General features: G+C 68.0%; 24 protein-coding genes, 1 tRNA gene and 1 pseudogene. 16 read left to right on the top strand and 10 right to left on the bottom strand.

Features of this window, described 5'->3' with window-relative positions; genetic code table 11:
- Positions 1-37 precede the first annotated feature (37 nt).
- Complete coding sequence (locus tag FQU85_RS05465; protein ID WP_145845343.1) at positions 38-661, top strand: methyltransferase domain-containing protein; 624 nt, start codon at positions 38-40, stop codon at positions 659-661.
- 458 nt (positions 662-1119) lie between these two features.
- Here the strand turns inward: FQU85_RS05465 and FQU85_RS05455 are convergent, their stop codons facing one another.
- A complete protein-coding gene (locus tag FQU85_RS05455; RefSeq protein ID WP_145845340.1) occupies positions 1120-2346 on the bottom strand; it encodes a hypothetical protein in 1227 nt (408 codons plus the stop codon).
- Positions 2347-2442: 96 nt separating this feature from the next.
- On the opposite strand from FQU85_RS05455, the gene FQU85_RS05450 reads away from it, so the two are divergent.
- From FQU85_RS05450 to FQU85_RS05440, 3 genes are read left to right on the top strand one after another with little or no spacing between them, the layout of a single operon-like run.
- Positions 2443-3537 (top strand): hypothetical protein, encoded by a 1095-nt coding sequence (locus tag FQU85_RS05450; protein WP_145845338.1) that lies wholly within the window; start codon positions 2443-2445, stop codon positions 3535-3537.
- Positions 3538-3586: 49 nt separating this feature from the next.
- Entirely contained in the window at positions 3587-4387 is an 801-nt protein-coding gene (locus tag FQU85_RS05445) for an electron transfer flavoprotein subunit beta/FixA family protein (RefSeq protein ID WP_145845336.1), read from the top strand.
- Positions 4384-5355 (top strand): electron transfer flavoprotein subunit alpha/FixB family protein, encoded by a 972-nt coding sequence (locus tag FQU85_RS05440; protein WP_145845333.1) that lies wholly within the window; start codon positions 4384-4386, stop codon positions 5353-5355. The genes FQU85_RS05445 and FQU85_RS05440 overlap by 4 nt, the downstream gene beginning before the upstream one ends.
- Positions 5356-5434: 79 nt before the next feature.
- Here the strand turns inward: FQU85_RS05440 and FQU85_RS05435 are convergent, their stop codons facing one another.
- Genes FQU85_RS05435 through FQU85_RS05425 form a run of 3 tightly spaced genes read right to left on the bottom strand, consistent with a single transcriptional unit; the run spans position 5435 to position 6601 of the window.
- On the bottom strand, positions 5435-5962 hold the full coding sequence (locus tag FQU85_RS05435) for a hypothetical protein (protein ID WP_145845330.1): 528 nt from the start codon (positions 5960-5962) through the stop codon (positions 5435-5437).
- The gene (locus FQU85_RS05430; protein ID WP_145845328.1) at positions 5955-6308 is read right to left on the bottom strand and encodes a hypothetical protein; all 354 of its coding nucleotides are present in this window, start codon (positions 6306-6308) and stop codon (positions 5955-5957) included. The genes FQU85_RS05435 and FQU85_RS05430 overlap by 8 nt, the downstream gene beginning before the upstream one ends.
- Positions 6305-6601 (bottom strand): hypothetical protein, encoded by a 297-nt coding sequence (locus FQU85_RS05425; protein WP_145845324.1) that lies wholly within the window; start codon positions 6599-6601, stop codon positions 6305-6307. Before FQU85_RS05425 ends, FQU85_RS05430 begins: the two co-directional genes overlap by 4 nt.
- An 82-nt stretch (positions 6602-6683) precedes the next feature.
- On the opposite strand from FQU85_RS05425, the gene FQU85_RS05420 reads away from it, so the two are divergent.
- On the top strand, positions 6684-7523 hold the full coding sequence (locus FQU85_RS05420) for a polyprenyl synthetase family protein (RefSeq protein ID WP_145845320.1): 840 nt from the start codon (positions 6684-6686) through the stop codon (positions 7521-7523).
- Here the strand turns inward: FQU85_RS05420 and FQU85_RS05415 are convergent.
- Complete coding sequence (locus tag FQU85_RS05415) at positions 7520-8602, bottom strand: DUF373 family protein (RefSeq protein ID WP_145845318.1); 1083 nt, start codon at positions 8600-8602, stop codon at positions 7520-7522. The two genes, FQU85_RS05420 and FQU85_RS05415, sit on opposite strands and share 4 nt — an antisense overlap.
- Before the next feature lie 115 nt (positions 8603-8717).
- Here FQU85_RS05415 and FQU85_RS05410 point away from each other — a divergent pair, with 115 nt between their 5' ends.
- Complete coding sequence (locus FQU85_RS05410) at positions 8718-9713, top strand: radical SAM protein (protein ID WP_145845314.1); 996 nt, start codon at positions 8718-8720, stop codon at positions 9711-9713.
- Between the two features lie 26 nt (positions 9714-9739).
- On the opposite strand, the pseudogene FQU85_RS05405 reads toward FQU85_RS05410, so the two are convergent.
- Positions 9740-11923, bottom strand: a pseudogene (locus tag FQU85_RS05405) (DUF2298 domain-containing protein).
- Positions 11924-12248: 325 nt separating this feature from the next.
- Between FQU85_RS05405 and FQU85_RS05395 the strand changes: the two are divergent.
- Positions 12249-12695: a TRAM domain-containing protein gene (locus tag FQU85_RS05395; protein ID WP_145845306.1), complete on the top strand. Its 447-nt coding sequence runs from the start codon at positions 12249-12251 to the stop codon at positions 12693-12695.
- Positions 12692-13150 carry a Tfx family DNA-binding protein gene (locus FQU85_RS05390; RefSeq protein ID WP_145845303.1) on the top strand — a complete coding sequence of 153 codons (459 nt, stop codon included), beginning with the start codon at positions 12692-12694 and terminating at the stop codon, positions 13148-13150. The genes FQU85_RS05395 and FQU85_RS05390 overlap by 4 nt, the downstream gene beginning before the upstream one ends.
- Here FQU85_RS05390 and FQU85_RS05385 read toward each other — a convergent pair.
- Entirely contained in the window at positions 13147-14139 is a 993-nt protein-coding gene (locus tag FQU85_RS05385; protein WP_145845299.1) for a mannose-1-phosphate guanylyltransferase, read from the bottom strand. The genes FQU85_RS05390 and FQU85_RS05385 overlap by 4 nt on opposite strands.
- A 123-nt stretch (positions 14140-14262) precedes the next feature.
- Between FQU85_RS05385 and FQU85_RS05380 the strand changes: the two genes are divergently transcribed.
- Genes FQU85_RS05380 through FQU85_RS05370 form a run of 3 tightly spaced genes read left to right on the top strand, consistent with a single transcriptional unit; the run spans position 14263 to position 16229 of the window.
- Positions 14263-15195 (top strand): replication factor A, encoded by a 933-nt coding sequence (locus tag FQU85_RS05380; RefSeq protein WP_145845294.1) that lies wholly within the window; start codon positions 14263-14265, stop codon positions 15193-15195.
- On the top strand, positions 15196-15789 hold the full coding sequence (locus tag FQU85_RS05375) for an RPA family protein (RefSeq protein WP_145845292.1): 594 nt from the start codon (positions 15196-15198) through the stop codon (positions 15787-15789).
- A gap of 44 nt (positions 15790-15833) precedes the next feature.
- Complete coding sequence (locus FQU85_RS05370; protein WP_145845290.1) at positions 15834-16229, top strand: CopG family transcriptional regulator; 396 nt, start codon at positions 15834-15836, stop codon at positions 16227-16229.
- Here FQU85_RS05370 and FQU85_RS05365 read toward each other — a convergent pair.
- Positions 16226-16681 carry a DUF5814 domain-containing protein gene (locus FQU85_RS05365; protein ID WP_145845288.1) on the bottom strand — a complete coding sequence of 152 codons (456 nt, stop codon included), beginning with the start codon at positions 16679-16681 and terminating at the stop codon, positions 16226-16228. The genes FQU85_RS05370 and FQU85_RS05365 overlap by 4 nt on opposite strands.
- A gap of 81 nt (positions 16682-16762) precedes the next feature.
- Between FQU85_RS05365 and FQU85_RS13705 the strand changes: the two genes are divergently transcribed.
- The 3 genes from FQU85_RS13705 to FQU85_RS05355 all read left to right on the top strand — a co-directional run bounded on the left by FQU85_RS13705 (position 16763) and on the right by FQU85_RS05355 (position 18303).
- Positions 16763-16885, top strand: coding sequence for a hypothetical protein (locus FQU85_RS13705; RefSeq protein ID WP_255473819.1), 123 nt, complete (start codon positions 16763-16765; stop codon positions 16883-16885).
- A gap of 45 nt (positions 16886-16930) precedes the next feature.
- Positions 16931-17003, top strand: a tRNA-His gene (locus tag FQU85_RS05360).
- A 100-nt stretch (positions 17004-17103) separates the two neighbouring features.
- Entirely contained in the window at positions 17104-18303 is a 1200-nt protein-coding gene (locus FQU85_RS05355; protein WP_145845286.1) for a glycosyltransferase family 2 protein, read from the top strand.
- Here the strand turns inward: FQU85_RS05355 and FQU85_RS05350 are convergent.
- The gene (locus FQU85_RS05350) at positions 18300-19454 is read right to left on the bottom strand and encodes a M50 family metallopeptidase (protein ID WP_145845284.1); all 1155 of its coding nucleotides are present in this window, start codon (positions 19452-19454) and stop codon (positions 18300-18302) included. The two genes, FQU85_RS05355 and FQU85_RS05350, sit on opposite strands and share 4 nt — an antisense overlap.
- Before the next feature lie 79 nt (positions 19455-19533).
- Between FQU85_RS05350 and FQU85_RS05345 the strand changes: the two genes are divergently transcribed.
- Entirely contained in the window at positions 19534-19899 is a 366-nt protein-coding gene (locus FQU85_RS05345; protein ID WP_145845282.1) for a cupin domain-containing protein, read from the top strand.
- Between the two features lie 89 nt (positions 19900-19988).
- On the top strand, positions 19989-22049 hold the full coding sequence (locus tag FQU85_RS05340; protein ID WP_145845280.1) for a DEAD/DEAH box helicase: 2061 nt from the start codon (positions 19989-19991) through the stop codon (positions 22047-22049).
- Here FQU85_RS05340 and FQU85_RS05335 read toward each other — a convergent pair.
- Positions 22046-23971 carry an SLC13 family permease gene (locus FQU85_RS05335; protein ID WP_370516768.1) on the bottom strand — a complete coding sequence of 642 codons (1926 nt, stop codon included), beginning with the start codon at positions 23969-23971 and terminating at the stop codon, positions 22046-22048. The two genes, FQU85_RS05340 and FQU85_RS05335, sit on opposite strands and share 4 nt — an antisense overlap.
- Between the last annotated feature and the right edge of the window lie 5 nt (positions 23972-23976).

The raw sequence follows: 23976 nt of genomic DNA, 5'->3' as shown, positions 1-23976 counted from the left end.
GAGCGAACTATGGCGCGTCCGGTCGAACGCCGACGTGATGGGAGTCCTCGAAGACAAAGGCCGGGCGCGCGTCTTCTACAAGTACCTCTCGAAGGTGTACGACGAGGTGAACGCGTTCATCTGGACCGAGGGGATGCGGGACGAGACCCTGGAGTGGTTCGACCTCGACGCCGGCGATTCCGTGCTCGACGTGGGCTGTGGCACCGGGTTCGGAACCGAGGGGCTCCTCCGATACACGGACGACGTGACTGGACTCGACCAGTCCGAACACCAGCTGGAGAAGGCCACCGCGAAGCTCGGCACCGAGGCCGTGGACTTCACGCGCGGCGACGCCGAACGGCTGCCGTTCGCGACGAACTCCTTCGACGCCGTCTGGTCGTCCGGTTCAATCGAGTACTGGCCGAACCCACACCTCGCGCTCCGCGAGTTCCGGCGGGTCGTCCGCCCGGGCGGGAAAGTCCTCGTCGTCGGGCCCGACTATCCGGATTCGACGGTGATGCAGAAGGTCGCGGACGCCATCATGCTGTTCTACGACGAATCCGAGGCCGACCGGATGTTCCGGGACGCCGGGTTCGTCGACACCGAGCACCGCGTCCTGCAGGCCGAACCCAACCGCCCCCGTGCCATCGTGTCGTTCGGCCGCGTCCCCGACGACGGCTGACGCGACCGCGACCACGCCCCGACTCGTTCTCACCGTCACTTCCACGTCGTCACCAGCCGCGGGAAGGGGAGCGTTCGTTCCGGCGACCCGGAACGACGCGCGTTCGCCTGCCGACCACTCGGGGTCGGCGGCGCTGTTGAACGGCCCGGTCGGCCCGCCCCGGAACCCGCGCGCCGCGAAGAACGGCACCGGCGGCTGGTGAGCGAGCGCGCGGTCGTTCACCCGCACGGAGAGCGCGAGGTCGCGGGCGTCGAGCGACCCCGAGACGAGGAGGAACGTGAGGGTTCCGTCCGGGTCCGCGTCCAGGGAGACGACCGCTGGCTCCGCGGGCGTCACCGACACCGCGAGCCCCGCGACAGCCGCGGCGAGGAGGACGGTGAGCAGGGCGAACAGCGCGACGCCGACGGCGGGCGCGAGCGCACGACTGGACACACACGGGCTGGCCGCGGCTTCCTACTTCAAGTCGCGGTCGCGTTCACGCGCACCTCGCGACCGTCCACGGTCGCCGTCACCGTGAACTCGCCGCGGGGCGCGAGCGTCCACAGCACGCCGTCGTCGACGCCCGTCGTGCCGACGCGCGCACCGCCTATCGATATCGGCGCTCGCACCGCGCTCCCGTTGTGCGTCACGCTCACGCGGAGCGGTCCGCCCGGGTAGGAGCGGTTCACCGCGAGCGTGTAGTTCCCGCTGGTGTTCGTCCAGCCGGGGTCGGTCGCGACGACGGAGAGCGCGGTCTCACGCGTCTCGTGGTACGGCTGGCCGCTGCTCGCGTCGACGTAGGATATGATCGTGCCGTCGAGGTGCGTGATGCGGACGCGGTACGCGTACCCGTCGAACGTGTAGGTGCCGGAGCTGACGAAGCCGTCGCCGGCGAGCGCCCACGGATAGAGCGCGTCCGTCCGCTCCCCGAGATCCGTGATGCTGACGGTGCGATCGACGGTCGAGTCGAGGAGGTCGGGGCGGTAGACGGTGCGCTGGTAGAGGCCGTCCGAGATAGTGGAGAGCGCGAACCCATCGGGGGAGGCGAGGACGGAAAACCGGTCACTGAAACCGCCGCGGACGGCGAACGCCGCGCTCGCGCCGGTGTCTGTGACGAGCGGCGTCACTTCGGCCTGCAGGGAGAACAGGGTGGCGCGGAGGGCGGAGCCGCGGTCGGCGTACGAGAGCAGGGAGTGCCGTGCGGGGTCGTTGCGCGGGCCGATGTAGGAGAGGAGGTGGTCGGCGCGAGCCTGGAGTTCGCCGAGCGTGGTGACGTACCGTTCGGCGGTGCTGTCGCCGTCGAGGTAGGCCCGGCGAGCGGCCCGTTCGCGTTCGAGGAGTGCGTCGACGGCGGACGCGGCGTTCTCGGTGGCGTTTTCGAGGACGCGCTGGCGTTCCGCTTGCGTCGTCGCGGCGTCGAGCGTTCGCGCGAGGGATTCGCGGGAGAGCGTCCACGTGGCGTCGGCGACGCCCATGCGGATGGACGCCATCACGGACGCGTCGGGCGCGGTGAAGTTCGAGCGCTGTGCGCCCGGCAGTGGGAAGATGCGGCTGGTGTTCTCGGAGAGCCCGACGACCGTCGTGGCGGCTTGCGCCTCCGTCGTGGACGACTGCGCGAGAGAGGGGTCGTCCGCGGCGGCGACGGCGAGCGGCGTCGCGAGGAGGAGGAGCGCGGCGAACGCGAGCGGGACCGGAACGCGGGACATACCCGAGTCGTGGGACGCGCCGTACAAAAACCTACGCGGGACGGGTCCGGGTGATGGAAAGCGTTTTGCCGTCACGACAACCACTCGGGAGTGTTCATGCGGCAGGCCGCCCTGATACTCGCCCTCGTCGCCCTCCTCGTCGCGCCTGCGGCAGTCAGCGGTGTCGCCGGCGCGCAGTCAGCCACGCCGGAGCATGCGGGAACGACTGTCACCATCCACCTCCAGGCCGACGGTGACGCGCGCTGGACCGTCTCCGTGCGGTACGCGCTCTCCGGCGCGAACGAGACGGCGGCGTTCGAATCCGTGCTCGCGGACTACCGGAGCGGCGCGGACGTGGGTCCGACGGCGGACGTGTTCGAGTCGGTCGCGGCCCAGCAGTCGGAGCGCGTCGGCCGCGAGATGGCGATTCAGCGGATAACGCGCGGTGGGTGGCTGAACTCGACCGGCGAAAACGCCACGGGCGTGCTCACGCTCTCGTTCACGTGGACGAACTTCGCTGTGGTGGAGAACGAGAGCCTGCGCGTGGCCGACGTCTTCGACGGCGGTTGGTTCGGGAGTCTCGAGGCGGGCGAGGAACTGCTCGTCTACCCGCCTGACGGCTACTCGCCGGACACCGCGACGCCACAGACGGGACTGGTGAACGGCGCGCTCCAGTGGGAGGGCCCGCAGTCGTTCGAGAGCGGGCCGGCGATGACGTTCACCGAGGGGGCGGGGACAGGTGTTCCGTGGCTGCTCGTCGCGGGCGCGGCGGTCGTCGCGCTCGTCGTCGGCGCCGCGGCCGTGTACGTCTGGAAGGACGGCGATAGCCTCCGGAACGCCGTCCTACCGGGAGGGCGGGGGGGAATCAGCGGACGCGCCGACGCCGAGCCGGTGGAGCGCGACCAGGAGGCCGACACGGGGTCGCCCACGGAACCGGACGGGGAAGTGCCGGACGAGTCCGGCGGCGCGGACGGCGAGGCGGAGGCCGAACAGTCCGCGGAGGAGTTGTTGAGCGACGAGGAGCGCGTCGAACGCCTCCTCGAGGAGCACGGCGGACGGATGAAGCAGGCGAAGATCGTGGAGGAGACGCGGTGGTCGAACGCGAAGGTCTCCCAGTTGCTCTCCTCGATGGCAGACGAGGGCCGGGTGGAGAAACTCCGCATCGGTCGGGAGAACCTCATCTCGCTCCCCGGAGAAAACGACGAGTCGTAGGCGAGGCGTTTCGAAAGCGTTTACGTCGATGCGACAGCAGTAATTGACGATGAAAGTTCTCGTCACCGTCAAGGAGGTGGCCGAGGTCGAGGAGGACTTCGAGATCTCGAACGGCGAGATCGAGGAGACCTACCTGGAGTACGACCTCAACGAGTGGGACGACTACGCCGTCGAAGAGGGCGTCCAGCTTCAGGAGGCTGGCGACGACGTGGAAGTCGTCGCGGTCACCATCGGCCCCGAGCGCGCCGAGGAGACGATTCGGATGGCGCTCGCGAAGGGCGCGGATCGCGCGATCCGCGTGTGGGACGACGCACTCGGTGACGCGGGCCTCCTCGACGTGGAGGCGAAGGCCGACATCCTCGCCGCGGTGGTCGAGGAGGAAGACCCCGACATCGTGCTCTCCGGCGTGCAGGCGGCGGACGACGCGTTCGGTGGGACGGGCGTCGCGCTCGCCGAAGAAGTCGGATTCGAGTGGGCGGCAGTCGTGAACGCGCTCGACACCGACGGCGTGCTCGACGACGGGATCGCGTCGGTTCGCCGCGAACTCGAGGGCGGCGTCGAGGAGCTCACGGACGTGGAGCTCCCCGCGGTGCTCACCATCCAGACCGGTATCAACGAACCACGGTACGCGAGCCTCCGCGGCATCCGGCAGGCGCAGTCGAAGGAGATCGCACCGAAGACCCTCGACGACCTCGGTCTCGACGCGAGCGTCGCGGACAGCGCGCTCGAACTCACCGACATGTACGAACCCGAGAGCGAGAGCGACGCCCAGTACCTCGAGGGCGACGCGGGCGAGCAGGCCGCGCAGTTGGCTGACGTGCTCCGCGAGAAGGGGGTGGTGGACGGATGAGCGACGTGCTCGCCGTCGCCGAGCACCGCCGCGGCGAACTCCGCGACGTGTCCTTCGAACTCGTGACCGCGGGCCGCGCACTCGCGGACGCCACGGATGGCGACCTCCACGTCGCCGTCGTCGGCGGCAACACCGAGGAGTTCGCGGACGCGCTGAACCGCGAGGGCGTCGACCAGCTCCACACCGTCGACTACGGCGAGGAGTTCAACCACGACGTGTACGTCCAGGCCACCGAAGCCCTGTTCGGCGACCTCGACGCCGAGTTCCTCCTGCTCCCGAACAGCGTGAACGGCCTCGACTACGCGCCCGCCGTCGCGAACAAGCTCGGTCTCCCCTACGTCTCCGACGCGGTCGACCTCGCGTACGACGACGGCCTCACGGCGACCCGCGAGATGTACGGGTCGAAGGTCGAGACCACCATCGAGGTCGCGGAGGGCCCGTACGCCGTCTCCGTCCGGAGCGGCGAGTGGCCGGCCGCCGAAGGCGTCGGCGACGCCGAGGTCTCGGCGTTCGACGTGGACTTCGACGAGGACGCCATCCGCTCCGACGTCACCGGCTTCGAGGAGGTCGGCGCGGGCGACGTGGACATCAGCGAGGCCGAGTTCCTCGTCTCCATCGGCCGCGGCATCGAGGAGGAGGAGAACCTCCCGCTCATCGAGGCGCTCGTCGAGGCGACGGACGCGACGCTCTCGTCCAGCCGCCCGATCGTGGACAACGGCTGGCTGTCGAAGAACCGCCAGGTCGGCCAGTCCGGCAAACAGGTGACGCCCGACGTCTACCTCGCTATCGGTATCTCCGGCGCGGTCCAGCACGTCGCCGGGATGAAGGGCGCGGAGACCATCATCGCCGTGAACACCGACCCCGACGCCCCCATCTTCGACATCGCGGACTACGGCGTCGTCGGCGACCTCTTCGACGTCGTCCCCGCCCTCATCGAAGAGTTCGGCGGCGACGCGCCCGACGTCTAACACGAACGCGCTCCGATTTTTGTGGTGGCGTGTGGTCTCAGTAGTGTCGCGACCGAGGAGGTTCGCGTCCGTCCTCCGGTCAGGGAGCTAGAGTGGTGGCTAGTTCGTCGTCGAAGAGCGTGCGGAACCGGGCGTGAACGGTGTCGCTGAGCGCGGGGCGGTAGAACTCGTAGGCGCCGCGGAGGTCGCGTTCGCGGGCGGCGCGGGTGAGGAAGTCGAGAAAGCGGTAGAGTCGATCCGAGGTGACGTACATGAGGGCGGCGGAGAGGCCGCGGACGTACAGCCAGTCGCCCGCATGCAGGTCGTCGATGGTGTTGCTGAGGCGGATGCCGAGGCCGGTGAGGTCGCTGGGGGCGACACGGTCGGTGACGGTGAGCGGGCCGGCGTAGTCGAGGTCGGTGCCGGATACGGGAATGACGGTGACGGTGCGGGGGTCGATTCCGTGGTCGCTGAGGCGTCGTTCGAGGCGGTTCGGGGTGTCGCGGTAGGTGGCGACGAGGATGCGGTCGGCGTCGGTGGGGAGCGGAGCGATGGCGGCGGACTGGTTCGACCGGGAGACGAGGAGTTGCGCGCCGGGTTCGGCGTCGGCGCGCGCGGCGTCACTCATCGGTTCCCTCGTCGAGGGCGGTGAACGGCTCGTCGCGGTTCGCGACGATGAGGTCGCGGACGAGGTACCACGCGCCGACGGCGAACGCGAGCGCGGCGAACCCGTGGACGAGGTAGGACGCGGCGAGGAGGATGTCGGTGCCGACGCCCGCCCAGAAGTGGAGGGTCTGGAGGACGGCGGACGCGGTGAAGAGGAGGATGCCGTAACCGATGGCTTCGACGCCGTCTCGGTAGTGAAGCGTGTCGCGGTATCGGGTGCCGACGTAGATGCCGACGAGGCTCGCGGCGACGAGCACGACGAGCGAGACGGCGATGAGGGCGCGGGCGAGGGCGTCGAGCGCGCTCATCGGACGACCACTCGACCGGCGCCGATGCGGTAGTACTGGACGGCGGCGTACGCGACGGCGAGCGATGCGACGAACCACGCGAGCGCGCTGAACAGGAGGGCGTCGGCGAACCACACGCCGAACGCCCACACGAGGAGTGCCCCGGAGAAGACGGCGACAGCAGCGATAACGCTCCCCCAGGGTGTGCCGCGGTACTCGCGGTAGGCGAGCAGGGAGAACACAGTGGCGAGCGTGTAGCAGACGAGTTCGAGGTGAACGATCCCCTCCCTGAGCAGGTCTATGAGCGCAGCCATACGTCGAGAGGCGGCCGCTGGCACGTAACGTTGACGGCGAGTTCCGAGGGAGTGAAATGCGTGAAGCCCCGACTAGGTGGTAATGGAGTACGTCGAGGCGCGTCGCGAGCGCGTCGAGGAGCGGCTGGCGGAGGTCGTGGCGCGCGTCGACCCCGCGGAGCTGTCAGACCAGCTCGCGGACGCCGTTCTCGCGGGCGGGAAGCGCGTCCGTCCGACGTTGACGCTGTTGGTGTGTGAAGCGATGGGGGGCGACCCCGCGGACGCGCTCGACTTCGGCGTCGGCATCGAACTCGTGCACAACGCCTCGCTCGTGGTGGACGACATCATCGACCGCTCGGAGCTGCGGCGGGGCGAGGCGTCGGCGTGGGCTGCGGCCGGATACGGGCCGGCGCTGATCGCGTCAGACGGCCTGCTGGGGGAGGCGTTCGCGCTGTTCGACGACCCGCGCGCGATGAGCGCGGTGGCGGACGCGATGGTCGAACTGGGCGAGGGCGAGGCGATGGAGCTCGTCGACCGCCCGGAGACCGAAGACGAGTACATGACGCTCGCGCGCCGGAAGACGGGCGCGCTGTTCCGCGCGGCGGCCGAGCTCGGCGCTATCGCGGCGGACGCGGACGAGACCGCGGTGGAGACAGTCGGGGAGTACGCGGAGCACGTCGGGGTGGCGTTCCAGATTCGGGACGACGTGCTCGACGCGACCGCTGACACCGCGGCGCTCGGGAAGCCCGCGGGCCAGGACGAGGTGCTGGAGCGGCCATCGGTGGTGCGGGTGACCGACCGCCCCGTCGAAGACGTGAACGAACTCGCGGACGCGGAGAGCGCACAGGCGAGAGCGGCGCTGGAGAGCCTCGACCTCGTGGACGGCGACGCCCGCACCTACCTCGAAGAGCTCGCGGGATTCGTGGTCGAACGGGAGCGCTAGCCCGCGTCAGCGGGGTTTCTGCGGCTCTCGATAACGGCGAACGTGAGCGTGCTGACGACGCTGAGGAGCGTGCCGGCGGTGAGCACGAGCGCGAGCACGGGAAGGGTGACGTAGCCGAGGACGTACGCGCTGAGCGCGTGGAGGACGGCGGTGATGGCGAGGACGTAGAACGGCGCGTTCAGGTACCGCCACTTGAATCGGTCGGCGAGGTACTCGTCCGTGATCTGGCCGAGGCTGCTGGTGAGGCCGGCGGCGGCGAACCAGCGGACGGCGCCGAAGAGGAGGGCGGCGACGATGGTCGCGGCGTCGGGGTCGGGGGCGGCGTCGCGGACGGTCTGGAGGTGGGTGACGCCCTGCATGCCGCCGACGGCGAGGAGGGCAGCGGCGACGACGTACGTGATGATGGTGACGCGGCCGGTGTAGAGGACGTTGCGCGCGCGGTCGACCGCGGAGTCCACGGCGTCCTCCAGGCCGAGGCCGCGGAAGAGGACGTAGAGGCCGAGCACGGCGGACGCGACGCCGAGCACGGTGCCGGGGAGGCCGACGGCGTTCGCGAGCACGGTCAGGGGGTAGATGAGGAGGAGGACGCCGAGCGGAACGAGGAGCGTGCCGCGGGTCTCGGGGTCGTTCAGGACCTGCTTGATCGTGTAGTACATTGATTCGAGATCCTGGGCCTGCCGAACGACGACGCGGCGGACGCCGTCGATGGTGACGCGGGAGCGGATGACGGGAACCACGGACTCGTCCTGCGCGCCGTCCGTGACGACGATGGCGCGAACCGGCTCGCTGGTCTGGAGGCCGGCGAGGATTTCGTCGACCTCGCTGCCGACCGCGCGGTTCGCGGCGACGCCGCCGGACTCGACGCCGGTGACGGCGGCGACCTCGACGCGCTCGTCGGCGTCGAGGCGGTCGTGGAGGTGGACGCCCTCGAAGAGGACGTTCACGTCGGAGTCCTCGGGGTCGGCGGTGGCGAGGGAGACGGCGGCGTCCTCCACGGCGTCCCGGCCGACGACCGGCGTGTCGAGACCGGTCTTCCGGCCGAGGTCGTCGTCGAGGTCGACGCAGAGAACGAGCAGCATCGGCGGGATGTATGCCGGTGAGGGTTAAGGACTTTCGGGAGGCGCGGGACGCGGTGGCACGCGCGGCGCGGGAGCGCACGGCTTTTGGCTCTTCACGCAGTAACGTGGACAACGAATGATTTCGAAGGGCTGTGAGCAGTGCGCGAACGGAGGGAAGATGGTGCTGTTCGTCTACGGCTACTGCGACCAGCGCGACTGCTTCTACTGCCCGCTCGGTGAGAACCGGAAGAACGTCACGCAGACGTACGCGAACGAGCGTCCGGTCGAGGACGACGAGGAGATCATCCGGGAGGCGAAGAAGATGGACGCGCTCGGCACGTCCATCACGGGCGGCGAACCCCAGGAAGCGCTGGATAAGACGTGTCGCTACCTCCGCCTGCTCAAGGAGGAGTTCGGCGACGACCACCACACCCACCTCTACACGGGCATCACGGGCGGCCGCGAGAACATGCGGCGGCTCTCGGAGGCCGGCCTGGACGAGATTCGGTTCCACCCGCCCTACGAGCAGTGGGGCGACCTCCACGGCACCGAGTGGGAGGACATCCTCTACGTCGCTCGCGAAGAGGGGCTCACGCCGGCGTTCGAGATTCCCGGCATCCGCGCGGAACAGGAGTTCCTCGACTTCCTCGACGAGGGCGCGGCCGACTTCTGTAACGTCAACGAGTTCGAGATGAGTCAGGGGAACTACGAGCGCATGCAGGAGGCGGGCTACGAACTCCAGGACGGCCACATGAGCGCCGTCGAGGGCTCGAAGGACGCGATTCTGGAGGAGATGGCGAGCCACGAGAAGGTATACTTCTGCACGAGCGTGTTCAAGGACGCCGCGCAGCACCGGAACCGGCTGAAGCGGATGGCGGAGAACATCCGCCGGGACTTCGACGAGGTGACCGACGACGGCACGCTCGTCTACGGGAAGACGCACGCCGACCGCGAGCGCTTCGAGGATCTGGGGGTTCCGAGCGAGTTCTACACCGTCAAATCGGAGCACGTCGAGGTCGCGTGGTGGCTGCTCGAAGAAATGGTCGAGGACGGCGACGTCGAGGGCGGCGAAATCGTCGAGCAGTACCCGACCTACGACGGTCAGGTCGTCGAGCGGACGCCGCTCGCGTAGCGTCGCCGCGTCGAAAATCGTTAGTGTTAGCTCGACGGTGAGACCGGCGGGCAGCTGTCGCGGACGGCGGTGCAGGCTTCGTCGGCGTCGATTTCGTAGATGGTGACTTCCTCGTTCTGGTAGGCGACGGTGACGCCGGTGCGGTTGTCGTAGATGCTGGGCCCGTAGGCTTCGCGCTCGTTCGGGCCGTAGTAGACGTACTGGACGTCGTAGTAGTCGAGGAGGAGGGCGGCGGCGTCCCAGTCGGCGTCGAGCATGTAGGCGGCGTCAGTGGCGCGAGTCGTGTAGGCGTCGACGCCGCGGTAGCCCTTCTCGTGCGTCCAGCCGACGACAGTGGGGATGCCGGTGAGGCTGGAGGGCGCGTTGACCCACGTGTAGGTGGTGCGGCCGGGTTTCGAGAGGAGCGTCGGAGTGCCGTCGACGTGGCTGTCGAGCCAGTCGACGGCGGCGGCCTCGTAAGGGTGGTAGGTCTCGACGTAGCGGGTGCCGTCGAGGCTGGGTTGATCCCCGGCGAGAGTGTGGTGCTGGACGAGCGCCGCGGCGGGGAAGACGGCGGCTCCGAGCAGGAGGACGGCGACGACGACGGCAGGGGCGAGCGCGCGTGCGGTGCGGAGCGGCGGGGCGGCGGAGCGAACGCGGGCGGCGGCGCGTTCGAGGACGCCGGCGGCGGCGACGGCGGCGCCGATTCCCCAGAGCACCCAGACCTGCATCGAGACCTTGTACACGGTGTTCCAGCGGGGGACGGCGGGGTCGAAGGGGTAGACGCGAGCGTACGCGAATTCGACGGCGAGGACGAGGCCGGCGCCGGCGACGAGGAGGACGAGCCAGAACGCGGGCGTGCGGCGGCGGAGGACGTACCAGCCGGCGGCAAGGAGCGGGCCGACGACGACGACAGCGGCGAGGTCGAGTGCGAGCAGGACGCCCGCAAGGGCGGCGGCGAGGAGACCGAGCGCGAACGCCACGCGCGGACGGGGGGCTGAGAGGTCGTACCGGCGGACGGCGAGCGCGAACGCGGCGAGGAAGACGCCGTAGGCGAGGAGGAGCGGGCCGAGGGCGGTGCGCGGCGGGAGGAAGCCGACACCGTGGGTGACGGGCGTGTGGAAGAGGAGGAAGGGCGCGGCGACGAGCACGGCGAGCGCGGCGACGGTGAGCGCGCCGGCGACGGCGCTGGCGTACCGCGCGAGTTCGTTCGCGACCGAACTGGCGAATTGTCGGGGGCTGGGCGTGTGCGGGGAGAACGCGAGCGCGAGCGCGGCGAGGCCGATGGTCGTGGGGAGCCCCCACGTGTTGACGAGCGTGAGGAAGCCGCCGGCGACGCCGAGCAACGCGAGGCGGACAAGCCGGGCGCGTCCGCGGGCGCGGAAGACCGTGTAGGCGAGCGCGGCGACGAGAACGAGGAAGGGCGCGGCGACGACGTGCGCGTGCAGGTCGCCGTTGAGGTACGCCCAGAACGGGGAGACGGTCAGGGTTCCCTCGATGACGTAGCGCCCGAGCTAGAACGACCAGTCGGCCGCGACCGCCTCGACGGCGTTCGGAATGGTGGTGCGGATGCCGGTGAAGGCGAACGCGGCGTGGTCGGCCGCGAACCCGGGCGCGAGGTTCGCGAGCAGGAAGCGAACCGGCGTGGCGAGCGTGCCGGCGAGACCGACGAGGAACGCGGCGAGGACGCCGGCGAGGACGCCGTCCCGGTCGGTGTGGGTGGCGGCGGCGCGCGCGAGGCCGAACGCGCCGGTGACGAGCGTGGCGTAGAACGTGGCGAGCGCGAGGTTGTACGCGACGCTCGGCGTGACGCCGGTGAGGTGGACGAGGGTCGCTGTGGCGAGTTGCGCGCCGTAGTAATATCGGAGGCGTTCGCCCGCGAACCACACGTCCTCGGGCGGGAGGTAGTCGGCGCGGAGGATGACGTTCAGGAGGCCGAAGTCGAGGAACTTCTCGCCGCCGGCCGGATGAATTCCGGGGTCGTACGCGCGCACGACCACCAGAAAGGCGAACGCGAGCAGGAAAACGGCGAACGGGAGGCGGGCGCGAGCGAGGCGGGGGCGTCGCCAGCCCCAGAGCGCGACGCCGACGAGGACGAGGACGCCGGCGGCGGCGAGGCTGACGAACCGGCCGTAGGCGAGGTGGCCGAGCCAGTACGCGAAGACCGTGACGGTGGCGAGGGCCGTCGCTGGGGCGAACGACGCGCCGCTGTCGGGGAACCCGCGGAACACGCGGTCGGCGATGGGGAGGGCAGCGGCGGCGAGCGCGAGGACGACTCCCAGCCACGCGACGACTGGGGCGAACTCCACGCCAACGCGGTTGTCCGGCGCGCGTATGAGTCTTGCGCTCGTGTCAGTGGACGGGACGAACACGTGAGGGGGCGCGGAACAGGGCGAATGCGGAGCGGGGCGGTAGAGACCCAGATTCGTACCGAGCGGCAGAGCCGCTCGGCGTTTTTTGGTCCAGATTTTTTGGAGGAGGGGTCGCCTCCGGCGACCCGCAGAGTAAAACGGTGGGTGAGGAACGCTTTTAGAGCGCGCGGCGCGAAGACGTGGTATGGCCGACTGTCCAATCGCGGACGAATGCCCGGGCTTCTCGGAGCGGATCGAGGGGATGGGGTGTCAGTATTACGGGGACCGAGGCGGGAAGGAGTGGTGTAACAACTACAATCAACCCATAGAGGAGTTGAAAACCGCGCCGGTGGTTCCCGGTGAAGAGATCGTCATCGACGTGGAGGACATGCACGAGTCGGGGGCTGGCGTGGGCCGCCACGAGGGAACCGGGTTCATCGTGATGGTGGATGGCGTGTTGCCGCCGGCGCGGGTGCGGGCGGAAGTGACGAACGTGAAGTCGAACTACGCCCGCGCGGACCTCATCGAGAAGCTTCCCGACGAGGACGGCGAGGTCGAGGACGCGACGGCGGCGGACACGGAGGGCCGCGAGAGCGGGGAAGAGGAGGACGATCCGCGGCTGGGGAGTCGGGAGAACTTCTGGGGGAGTTGATCGACGCGGACGACCTCCTGGCGCGGACGGGGTTCGACGCGTCGGAGAACGTGTTGACGCGGCGGCAAGCGGAGGTCTTGGCGTTGCGCGAGCGTGGGGTGGCGCAGGCGGATATCGCGGCGTCGCTCGGAACGTCCCGTGCGAACATCTCGAATGTGGAAGCGGCGGCGCGGGAGAACGTGGCGAAGGCGCGAGAGACCGTGGCGTTCGCCGACGCGCTGGAAGCGCCGGTGCAGGTGGAGGTCGAGGAAGGAACGGATCTCTACGACGTGCCGGAGACCGTGTTCGACGCGTGCGACGACGCGGGCGTGAAAGTCGCGTATTCGGCCGTGGATATGATGACGCGCGTGAGCGAGGCGGCGGGGGACGCGATTTCCGGGCGGGAGGTTCGGACGCCTGTTATCGTGAGTGTGACGCGAGAGGGCGACGTGCGGGTACAGGTCTCGCCCGACTAGAACAGGTCGGTTTCGCGGAGTTCGCGCACGGCGTCGCGGACGCGCTGGCTCTCCCCGCGGGGAACGACGAGCACGCGGTCGTCGTAGGCCGCGACGACCAGATTCTCGACGCCGATGGCGGTGACGTGTTTGTCGTCGCTCGCGAGCACCGAGTCCGCGGTGTCGATGGCGAGTGCGTCACCGAGGACGGCGTTTCCGTCGGCGTCGGTGTCGCGGACGCGAGCCAGGGCGTCCCACGACCCGAGGTCGTCCCAGTCGAAATCCGCGGGGACGACGGCGGCCTGATCAGTGGCTTCCATCACGCTGTAGTCCACGCTTACGGACTCAACGGCCGCAAATCCGCGTTCCGGGTCTCCCGCATCGAGCGCGTCCACGAGCGGGGCGAGCGGGCCGTCCCGTGCGGCCGCGAGGAACGCGTCGGGCGCCCACGCGAACATGCCGGCGTTCCAGAGCCAGCCGCGTTCGACATACCGGCGGGCGGTGTCCGCGTCGGGTTTCTCGTGGAACGCGGCGACCTCGCGGTAGCCGTCGTGCGCCGCGCCGGGTTCGATGTAGCCGTAGCCGGTGGCGGGCCGCGTGGGTTCGACGCCCACCGTCGCGAGGAAGCCGTCGCGGGCGGCGGCGAGCGCGGTTCGAGCGGTCGGTTCGAAGTCGCCGTCGACCCGGTGGTCGCTCGGGAGGCAGAGAACCGTGCACGAACCGACCTGTTCCCGGATTCGGTGTGTCGCGTACGCGAGCGCGGGCCCGGTGTCCTTCGCCGCGGGTTCGACGAGCACGCCGGCTTCGGGGACGATGTCGCGGACGCGGTCGGCGTACGCCTCGCGGGTCGCGACGTAGACGTGGTCGGCGAACCCGACGCGGTCGGCGGTGCGGCGGAGGAGCGAGCGCTCGCCGTCCAGTGTGAGAAACTGTTTCGGGCGGTCGCTCCGGCTCGCGGGGTACAATCGGGTGCCGGTGCCGCCCGCGAGCAGGAGCGCAACGGTGTCCATACCGGGTGGTCTGTCGCCATCCCCTAAACTCTACTTTCACCCCGGTTGACGAGGGTTTATACGGAAAGACGGCCTATCCACAGGTGTCTCCCACCGAAACACACGCGGAGACAGGAACCAACGATGAGCGACATACAGCAGACAGCGAGCGACCTGTACGAACAGTTCTCGGACCACGTCGACGTCACCGAAGACGAGATAGAGGAGCGCCTCGACAGACTCGTCTCCGAGTACAAAGTCCCCCTGAGCGAGGCGCGACGGAGCGTCGAGAGCCACTACCTCGACGAAGCCGGGCTCGAGCGCGACGACATCGGGAGTCGCGGCGGGAACGAGACCGTGCAGGTCGAGGACGTGGACGAAGCGGAGCAGTGGGTGGACATCACGGCGAAGGTCGTCGACCTCTGGGAGCCGCGGAGCGACTCCGTCGGCCAGGTCGGTCTCCTGGGCGACCCGACGGGCACGATCAAGTTCACGAAGTGGGCGAAGTCCGACCTCCCCGAGCTCGACGAGGACACCGTGTACCGGTTCGGGAACGTCGTGACCGACGAGTACCAGGGCCGGTTCTCGGTGAAGCTCAACCGCACGACGACCATCGAGGAACTCGACGAAGACCTCGAGGTCGGCGACAACGCCGAAACAGTCGAGGGCGCGCTCGTGGACATCCAGTCCGGGAGCGGCCTGATCAAGCGCTGCCCGGAGGAGGACTGCACGCGCGTCCTCCAGAACGGCCGCTGCAGCGAGCACGGCGAGGTCGAGGGCGAGTTCGACCTCCGCATCAAGGGCGTGCTGGACGACGGCGAGGACGTGCACGAAGTCATCTTCAACGACGAGTCCACAGAGTCCCTCACGGGCATCGGCCTGGAGGAGGCGAAGCAGATGGCGAAGGACGCCCTCGACACGACCGTCGTCGCCGACGAGATGCGTGACCGCGTGCTCGGTCGGTACTACCGGGTGAGCGGGCCGACGCTCGGTCGGTACGTGCTCGCGAACGACATCGAGGAACTGTCCGCACCGGATGATGCCGAAGCGGTTCTCATCAAAGCGAGGTCGATGTAAATGAGTCAGAGTGCCCCCACGCGCGAGGTCGCCCGCCGCGTCTTCGCCACCGAGTTCAACGACGCCACGTTCACGTTCAAGGAATCCGACGACGAGCGCGCGCCCGTCTACAGCCTCCTCCCCACGGGAGAGCAGGCGAACCGCGTGTTCATCGTCGGCACGCTCACCGAGACGGAGGACGTGGGCGAGGACTCCGAGTACTGGCGCGGCCGGGTCGTCGACCCGACCGGGACGTTCTTCGTCTACGCCGGCCAGTACCAGCCGGAAGCCGCGTCCGCGCTCCGCGACCTCGACACGCCGAGTTACGTCGCCATCGTCGGGAAGCCGCGGACCTACGAGACCGAGGACGGATCCGTGAACGTCTCCGTGCGGCCCGAGTCCATCACCGAGGTCACCGCCGACGTGCGCGACCGCTGGGTGGTGGAGACCGCCGAACGCACCCTCGAACGCGTCGAAACGTTCGAAGAGGAGGGCAACGAGTACGCCCGCCGCGCCGAGGAGGAGTACGATCTCCCGCTCTCGCGGTACACCGAGGGTGCAATCGAAGCCCTGGAGAGCCTCGACGACGAGGAATCGGTCGAACAGCCCGCGTAGGCGGGGAATAAGTTAAGTAACTGGACGCGCCAGTTACGCGGGAGATGGGGAACAAGAACAAGACCGTCTCCTTCCGTGTGAACGAGGACACGTTCGACGCTCTCCGCGACATCGCGGCGGAGCGCGACCTCTCCTTGTCCGCCGTGTTCCGCGACTACGTCGACCAGCTCGTCGCACACGACGGGCGGGTTCGCGTCGTCCCGGAGGACGAGACGGCAGACGTGGACGACGAGTTCCCGCCGACCGTCGAGGTGTCGAAGAGCTTCGTTCGCGAACACGAACGCCTCGAACTGGAAGCGAAACACCTCCGCGACCAGCTCGACGAGCACAAGCAGTACATCTCGCAGCTGCGCGCGGAACTCGAAGACCGCGACGACGTGGATGACGTCATCCACCTCGACGACCTCGAGGACGAGGACGAACCGTTCCAGCTGGGTTAGCCGGAGAGCTCCCGTTTCTTCTCGCTCGCCCGCCGTTCGGCCTCCGGATTCCCGTCGACGGCCGCGAGTTCCTCGACCGCTTCGAGCGTGCGGACGGCGTCGTCGAGGAACGAGTACACGTCGCCCGGGTACGCGTACACCATGTAGTCCTCCGTCATCACGTCAACGATGGATTCGGGGTCGAGGCCCTGCGCGCGGAGGTCGAGCACGTACTGGATGAACTTCCGCTCCGGGTGTCCGCAGTAGGGGTTCGACTCGCAGTTGCAGTCGAGGAAGTCCTTCGCGAAGTCCAGCACGCGCTCCTGGGTCGCTTCGTTCAACTGATCGAGGTTGCTCCCGCTGAACAGCACATCGAGCGTCGCGCCGTGGAACGCGCCTTTCGGGAAGTTCGCGTCCAGCTGCGACACCACCTGCCGGTGGTTCTTCACGTACACCTTATCCGGGAACGCCACACTCGCTCTATGGCGGAACGCGCAAAAAGCGTGTTGTCTCCCGGCACAGGCTTTTCGGGGCTCCACTGACTCGTGTCAGGTATGGCAACCACGGAGTACGTGCAGTGTCCGACCTGTGGCTGGACCGGGAGCGAAACCGACCTCGACGGAACGGGCGACTCCGCCGCGTGCCCCGTCTGCGACACCGCCGTCACACCCGGCTGATTCGTAACGCATATTTGCACACGGGGACTACCCGAGAGTGCAGTGTCCGGGTTGGGGTAGTGGACTATCCTTCAGCCTTGTGGAGGCTGAGACGCGGGTTCAATTCTCGCACCTGGACCTTTTTCACGAGGGACGAACGTGACGAGTGGAAACGTCCACGTCGGTTCTGTCGCGGGTCGTTCGGTGGGTTTGAACTGTCAGGGGCGTGAGAGGGAGGTATGGACGTGTGGGCACTGGGGGACGCCGGGCTGGCGGCGGTTCTCTGGACGGTGTTCGCGTTGTACGCGGTGTCGGTGGTGTCGTGGGGAGTGGAAGTGGCGTGGTTCTCGCGTGGCTGGCAGGCGGAGGAGTTCCCGTACGACGCGTCGGATGCGCGAGTGCGGATTGTGACGGTGAACGCGGCGGAGGTGGTCCGGCGAACCGTCGACGCGGTGCCGGCGAAGCTGGGGCGACCGCAGGTGGTCGCGGAGGAGGATATCGACGTGCCGGGCGCGGACGTGTTCGTGGTGCCCGAGGAGTTCGACTGCGTGGCGGAGCGGAAGGGCCGGGCGTTGGAGTGGGCGCGACGGAACGTTCCCTGTAACCGGGAGTTCGTACTCTACCTCGACGAGGACACGCTCATCACGGACGTGGACGGGTTTCCGGACGCGGACATCGTGCAGTTCTCGGAGCGCCCGGTGAACACGGGGTCGCGGCTCGCGTACCTCACGGACGTGTTTCGACTCGGCTACCACCTCGAACAGCGCGCGTTCCATCGGCTGTCCGTCCCGCTGTACGCGTGGGGTGGCGGTATCGCGGTGCGCCGGGAGTTCGAGGACGCGGTGACGTGGGACCGACAGACGCTCATCGAGGACACGAAGTTCGCGTGGCAGGCAGCGGACGTCCCCGACTTCGACTTCCGTTTGCTCCGCCGGCAGTTCGTGAATCAGGCGCCGCCCTCTGTTCGGGCGCTCGTGAAGCAGCGCCGCCGGTGGATGTCGGGGTCGCGCGAGGACGCGCACGGCCTCCCCCGTCGGTACTGGATGTTCTACGGCCTGCGGAACGCGGCGTGGGGGTTGTCGCTCGTCGTGCCCGCGTTCGCCGTGGTCGCCTACCTGCGGCCGGGCGCGCTCCCATATCCGCGGGTGTACACGCTCGGCACGCTCTGCCTGCTCGGGTTTCTGTTCGCGTGGAGTCTGCTCGGCGCGCGGGCGGTCGGCACGAGCCCCCGGATGACCGTGCTCGCGGTCGTGTTGACGCCGGTGACGAACTTCCTGCACTCGGTGGGCGCAGCGTACGGCGTGCTGTTCCCGCCGCGGACGTTCGAGGTGACTGAGAAGGTGGCGTTCGACGACATCCCGGAGGACGAAGAGCAGACCGTCGACTTAGAAGAAGTCATCCGGGACGACCACGGCCTGGAGGTGGAGCTCGACGACTAGGCCCGCAGCGACGGTGACTGCGCCGTCCGCCCCGTGTTCTGAATGATGTTGAACGCGGTCATCAGATCCGTGCGAGAGACCAATCCGGCGGTGTCGCCGTTCGCGTCCACGACGATGAGGCGGCCGACGCCGTGTTCCTGCATCGCTTCGAGCGCGCTCATCGCGTCGTCGTACTGCGGAATCGTGTACACGTCGTTCGTCATCACGTCCGCGACGGTGTACGCGTCGCGTTCGACTTCCGTGACGTTCCGCGCGTCTTCGAGCGTCACCATACCGACGACCTCGCCGTTCTCGGTGACGGGGTAGCCGGTGTGTCGTTCGTCGAACATGCGCTCCATGAGTTCGGCGACCGTGGTGTCCTTCGTGACGGTCTTCAGGTCGCTCTCGGGCGTCATCACGTCGTCGACAGTGACGCCCTCGAAGGCGGCGTTCATCGTGGTGCGCTGGCTCTCGCTGGACGCGCCGATGTAGATGAAGAACGCGATGAGGATGAGGAAGAGGTTCGCGAACAAGCCGACGATGCCGAGGAGGATTGCGAACAGCTTCCCGACTTCGGCGGCGATCTGCGTGGCGCGCGCGAACGGCCGGTTGCGCGCGAGGAGCGCGCGGAGGACGCGCCCGCCGTCCATCGGGAATCCGGGGAGGAGGTTGAACGCGGCGAGCGCGAAGTTCATCAGCGCGAGGTAGCCGAACACGAACCGCACGAGGTCGAGGCTCGGTGGGAAGAGCGTGAGCACGACCCAGGAGAGCGCGCCGAGCACGATGCTGACGATCGGTCCGGCGATGGCGATGAAGAGTTCGTGCTTCCAGTCCTCGGGTTGTTCGCTGAGGCTGGCGATGCCGCCGAGGATCCAGAGCGTGATGGAGTCGATTGGATAGCCGTACCGTATCGCGACGAGCGAGTGACCGAGTTCGTGGAGAACGACGCCCGCGAACAGGCCGACGGCGGCCGCGAGACCGAGATACCACTCGCGGCTACCCTGCGTGAGCACGGTCTGGTCGAGGGTCGCTCCGAACACGCCGTTCAGGATGTTCACCCAGTCCCCGACCTGGGTACCGATGACCCACGCGAGGAGGGGGAGGATGAGGAGGAACGTCAAATCGACCTTGATGGGGATGCCGAACGCGCTCCCGATTTTGAAACTACGCATACCCGTGGAGTTGAGCGAGACGGGCTTAAATTCCGGTGGCCGGCGAAGGCTTTACTCGGGGGAACGCGAACCCGTGGGTATGACCGAGCCAGTGGTTCGGCGCGCGGACGACGTATCGTACGAGACCGTTGACGCGGCGGACGGGATGCGGAAGGGCGTGCTCGTCGGATCGGAGGAGGGCGCGCCGAACTTCGCGATGCGGCGCTTCGTCCTCGACGCGGGGGCGAGCGTCCCCGAGCACACGAACGAGGTCGAACACGAGCAGTACGTGCTCTCCGGCGAGTACACGGTGGGTATCGGTGACGAGGAGTACGAGGTGGCGGCGGGCGACAGCCTCCTCATCCCCGCAGGCGCCGTCCACTGGTATCGAAACGAGGGTGACACAGAGGGGTCGTTCATCTGCGTCGTCCCGCATGGGGAGGACGAAATCAACCTCGTCGAGTGAGGACGACCACGGGGTCGGACGCGCGGAGCGCGCCGCTCGTGGCGCGGAGGCGAACGCCTGAAATAGCCGGCGGCAGTAGAACGGGTATCGTGGCGACGCAGGTTCAGCGCGTGGATACGTTGTTCTTCCACGAGGTCGGCGAGGAGTACCTCGTGGTGGCGGAGCGGGACGGCGAGCGGCTGTTCCGCGCGAAACTCGAACTCGCGGAGAAGGCGGCGGGCCCGCGGCCGGTGAAGTTCCGCGTGAAGGACGGGTCGTCGGAAGACCCGCGGCCGCCGGACGAGTTCGTGGAGATCGCGCGCCGAGCGACCCGCATCCGCATCAGCCAGCAGACCCGGCGAGCGAAGCGCGAGGAACTCCGCGAGATGCTCTCGGGGTATCAGCTCGCGGAGAAGGCGAAGGCGGTGCGGACGTGCCGGTACTGCGCAAACCAGGGGCGGTACTCGCCCATCACGACGGACACGGCCATCGAGGCGGACGGCGAGTACATCTGCCAGGACTGCGCGAAACAAGAGCTCGAACGCGAACTCGCGTTCAACGGCGACCTCACGGGCGCGGCACAAGACCGCCTGGAGGATCTGCTCATGGAGATCCAAGACCTCGACCGCATCACGAGCCTCCTGCAGGGCCAGCTCGACCCCGACCTGACGAAGTTCGACGAGATAAGCGCGAACACGGACGACATCGACCCCGTGCCGGTGAGCGACCTCGACGTCCATCCGGGGATTCGCGAGCGGCTCCAGGACCGGTTCGATACGCTGCTTCCCGTGCAGTCGCTCGCGGCGAAAAACGGCCTGGCGGACGGCGACGACCAGCTCGTGGTGTCCGCGACGGCGACCGGGAAGACGCTCATCGGCGAAATCGCGGGCCTCCATCGGCTGCTCTCCGGGAAGGGGAAGATGCTGTTTCTCGTGCCGCTGGTGGCGCTCGCGAACCAGAAGCACGAGGACTTCGAGGAGGACTACGGCGACATCGCGAACGTCAGCATCCGCGTCGGGTCGTCGCGGATTCGGGACGACGGGATGGCGTTCGACCCGAACGCGGACATCATCGTCGGCACCTACGAGGGGATCGACCACGCGCTCCGCACCGGCCGCGACCTCGGCGACATCGGGACGGTCGTCATCGACGAGGTGCACACGCTCCAGGAGGAGGAGCGAGGCCACCGGCTCGACGGCCTGATCAGTCGCCTGAAGCACTACTGCGAGCGGCGCGAGCAGGAGCGCGCCGAGTACGAGGGCGCGCAGTGGATTTACCTCTCCGCGACCGTCGGGAACCCCGGCGTGCTCGCGCGCGGGTTGCGCGCGAACCTCGTGGAGTTCGAGGAGCGTCCGGTTCCCATCGAGCGGCACGTGACGTTCGCGGACGGCCAGGAGAAGCCGCGCATCATCAACAAGCTCGTGCGCCGCGAGTTCGACAAGGAGTCCTCGAAAGGCTACCGGGGACAGACCATCGTGTTCACGAACTCGCGGCGGCGCTGCCACCAAATCGCGCGGAAGCTCGACTACCCGGCGGGCGCGTACCACGCCGGCCTGGACTACGGGAAGCGAAAGAAGGTCGAGCGCGAGTTCGGAGACCAAGACCTCGCGGCCGTGGTGACGACCGCAGCGCTCGCGGCGGGCGTTGACTTCCCCGCCTCACAGGTGGTGTTCGACTCGCTCGCGATGGGGATCGAGTGGCTGTCGGTGCAGGAGTTCGAGCAGATGCTCGGCCGGGCGGGCCGCCCGGACTACCACGACCGCGGGAAAGTCTACATGCTCGTCGAACCCGACGGCGTCTACCACAACTCCATGGAGATGACGGAGGACGAAGTCGCGTTCAAACTCCTGAAGGGCGAGATGGAGGACGTGGTGACGACGTACGACGAGACGAGCGCCATCGAGGAGACGCTCGCGAACGTGACGGTCGCGGGGAAGGGCGCGAAGCGCCTGAACGACCGCATGATCGGTGAGATTCCGACGAAGCAGGCGCTGGGGCGACTGCTCCAGTACGAGTTCATCGACGGATTCAGTCCGACGCCGCTCGGCGAGGTTGTGACCTCGCACTTCCTCGAACCGGACGAGGCGTTCCAGATTCTCGACGGCATCCGGAAGGAGCGCACGCCGTTCGAGATAGTCGCGGAACTCGAACTGTACGGCGAGGACGTTTAGAGACCCCAGAGGACGGCGATACCGCCGACGGTGACGAACGAAAGGAGGAGTTGGAGAGGCGCGCCGACGCGGAAGAAGTCGCTGAACTTGTAGCCGCCGGGTCCGTAGACGAAGAGGTTCGTCTGGTAGCCGACGGGCGTCATGAACGCCGTCGAGGCGGCGAACATCACGGCGAGGATGAACGCGAACGCGTTCGACCCGACCTGCTGGGCGGACTCCACCGCCACCGGAATCATCAACACGACGCTCGCGTTGTTACTGATGACGTTCGTGAGGAGGGCGGTCGCGACGTAGAACACCCAGAGCACGCCGATGACAGGGAGGAATCTGTTCGTGCTCGCGACCGCGTTCCCGAGGAGACCGGCCGCGCCCGTCTGCTCGATGGCGATTCCGAGCGGGATGACGCCCGCGAGCAGGAAGATGACGTTCCAGTCCACGGAATCGTAGATCTCGGGGGGTTTGAGCACGCCCGCGAGCACCATCGCCACCACGCCGGCGAGCGCCGTCGTCACGATGTCGAACGTCGGAATCACCGACAGCGCGTCGAGCACCGGAACGCCCGAGAACACGCCCCAGGGCATCGCCGCGAACCCGATGACGCCCGCGATGATGGCGACCGCGTGCGGGATTTTATCCGTCCGGTAGTCCGGGTCGTCGGGTTCGTGCGCGACGATGAAGTCCCGGTTCTGACTCAACCGGTCGAGACTCCCCGTCGTCGCCTGAACGAGCAGGGTGTCACCGACCTTCAATTGCGTGTGATCCATGCGCTCCCGGACGAGTTCGCCCCGCGACCGGAACGCGAGCACGTTCACGTTGTACCGGTCGCGGAACGTCGAACTCGCAAGCGTCTCCCCGACCAGCGCGCTCCGCGCCGGAATGATCACCTCCACCAAGCCCTGGTCGTTCGTCTCCGGTTCGAGTTCGTCCCCCGTGATAGCGCCCACCAAGTCGAGACCGTCGAGGTCGACCAGGCGTTCGAGGCTCGTCCGGTCGGTTCGCACCTTCAAGAGGTCGCCCGGCCGGAGCGTCTTCTTGTCGAGCGGTTCGACGAACGACTCGCCGCCTCGGTCGATCTGGAGGATGTCGAAGTCGAGCGGCGTCGTCGCGCCCACGTCCTCCACCGTCACGCCCGCGACCGGCGAATCCTCCCGCACCACGACCTCCGTCAGGTAGTCCTCGAGTTCGTACTCCTCCACGTAGTCCTCTTCGGGCAACACGCGCTCCGGCAGCAGCCGATACCCGACCGTCATCAAGTACACGATACCGACGACGAGCACCACGGCGCCGAGGAGCGTGAACTCGAACATCGAGAACTCCCGCAACCCCAGGCCCGCGTACTCCGGCTGCTCCGCCAACCGCGCCGCCACGTCGCTCGCCAGGATGTTCGTCGACGTCCCGATGAGCGTCAACATCCCGCCCAGCATCGACGCGAACGACAGCGGAATCAACAGCTTTGACGGACTCGTCTTCCCCTCGTGCGCCAAGTCAGAAATCACGGGCACCAGAATCGCCACCACCGGCGTGTTGTTGATGAATCCCGACACCGGCCCCGCAACACCCACCGTCGCCGCCAACTGCCGGAACGGATCGTCGCCCGCGAAATCAGCGAGCCGGTTCCCCAACCGCTGCACCACGCCCGTCCGACTGATCCCCGTCGACAAAATCAGCATCGCCAACACCGTAATCGTCGCCGTGCTCGAAAACCCCGAAATCCCCTCTCGCGCCGAAATACGAGTCCACGGCTCCAGAACCATCAACAACACCATCACCAGAATCGCCGTGATATCGATCGGTAACGCCTCCGTCGCGAACAACACCAACGCCACCCCCACCAACGCAAACACCACGACCATATCGGGCGTCATCCCGAACGGCAGCGATAGAGGACAGAGAGACATACACCCCGCTACGACCACACCCAATAAGA

It is taken from the genome of Salarchaeum sp. JOR-1 (genome assembly GCF_007833275.1).
Classification (GTDB): domain Archaea; phylum Halobacteriota; class Halobacteria; order Halobacteriales; family Halobacteriaceae; genus Salarchaeum.
The sequence above is the reverse complement of the archived record's forward strand: the minus strand, read 5'-3'. Positions and strand labels throughout refer to the sequence as shown.

Excerpts from the sequence above, each read along its gene's own strand:
- FQU85_RS05350 (WP_145845284.1), bottom strand. The coding sequence starts at position 19,454 with ATGCGTAGTTTCAAAATCGGGAGCGCGTTCGGCATCCCCATCAAGGTC.
- FQU85_RS05375 (WP_145845292.1), top strand. The coding sequence starts at position 15,196 with ATGAGTCAGAGTGCCCCCACGCGCGAGGTCGCCCGCCGCGTCTTCGCC.
- FQU85_RS05435 (WP_145845330.1), bottom strand. The coding sequence starts at position 5,962 with ATGAGTGACGCCGCGCGCGCCGACGCCGAACCCGGCGCGCAACTCCTC.
- FQU85_RS05380 (WP_145845294.1), top strand. The coding sequence starts at position 14,263 with ATGAGCGACATACAGCAGACAGCGAGCGACCTGTACGAACAGTTCTCG.
- FQU85_RS13705 (WP_255473819.1), top strand. The coding sequence starts at position 16,763 with ATGGCAACCACGGAGTACGTGCAGTGTCCGACCTGTGGCTGGACCGGG.
- FQU85_RS05410 (WP_145845314.1), top strand. The coding sequence starts at position 8,718 with ATGATTTCGAAGGGCTGTGAGCAGTGCGCGAACGGAGGGAAGATGGTG.
- FQU85_RS05345 (WP_145845282.1), top strand. The coding sequence starts at position 19,534 with ATGACCGAGCCAGTGGTTCGGCGCGCGGACGACGTATCGTACGAGACC.
- FQU85_RS05355 (WP_145845286.1), top strand. The coding sequence starts at position 17,104 with ATGGACGTGTGGGCACTGGGGGACGCCGGGCTGGCGGCGGTTCTCTGG.
- FQU85_RS05420 (WP_145845320.1), top strand. The coding sequence starts at position 6,684 with ATGGAGTACGTCGAGGCGCGTCGCGAGCGCGTCGAGGAGCGGCTGGCG.
- FQU85_RS05465 (WP_145845343.1), top strand. The coding sequence starts at position 38 with ATGGGAGTCCTCGAAGACAAAGGCCGGGCGCGCGTCTTCTACAAGTAC.
- FQU85_RS05425 (WP_145845324.1), bottom strand. The coding sequence starts at position 6,601 with ATGGCTGCGCTCATAGACCTGCTCAGGGAGGGGATCGTTCACCTCGAA.
- FQU85_RS05455 (WP_145845340.1), bottom strand. The coding sequence starts at position 2,346 with ATGTCCCGCGTTCCGGTCCCGCTCGCGTTCGCCGCGCTCCTCCTCCTC.
- FQU85_RS05450 (WP_145845338.1), top strand. The coding sequence starts at position 2,443 with ATGCGGCAGGCCGCCCTGATACTCGCCCTCGTCGCCCTCCTCGTCGCG.
- FQU85_RS05370 (WP_145845290.1), top strand. The coding sequence starts at position 15,834 with ATGGGGAACAAGAACAAGACCGTCTCCTTCCGTGTGAACGAGGACACG.
- FQU85_RS05395 (WP_145845306.1), top strand. The coding sequence starts at position 12,249 with ATGGCCGACTGTCCAATCGCGGACGAATGCCCGGGCTTCTCGGAGCGG.
- FQU85_RS05440 (WP_145845333.1), top strand. The coding sequence starts at position 4,384 with ATGAGCGACGTGCTCGCCGTCGCCGAGCACCGCCGCGGCGAACTCCGC.
- FQU85_RS05445 (WP_145845336.1), top strand. The coding sequence starts at position 3,587 with ATGAAAGTTCTCGTCACCGTCAAGGAGGTGGCCGAGGTCGAGGAGGAC.
- FQU85_RS05415 (WP_145845318.1), bottom strand. The coding sequence starts at position 8,602 with ATGCTGCTCGTTCTCTGCGTCGACCTCGACGACGACCTCGGCCGGAAG.
- FQU85_RS05385 (WP_145845299.1), bottom strand. The coding sequence starts at position 14,139 with ATGGACACCGTTGCGCTCCTGCTCGCGGGCGGCACCGGCACCCGATTG.
- FQU85_RS05430 (WP_145845328.1), bottom strand. The coding sequence starts at position 6,308 with ATGAGCGCGCTCGACGCCCTCGCCCGCGCCCTCATCGCCGTCTCGCTC.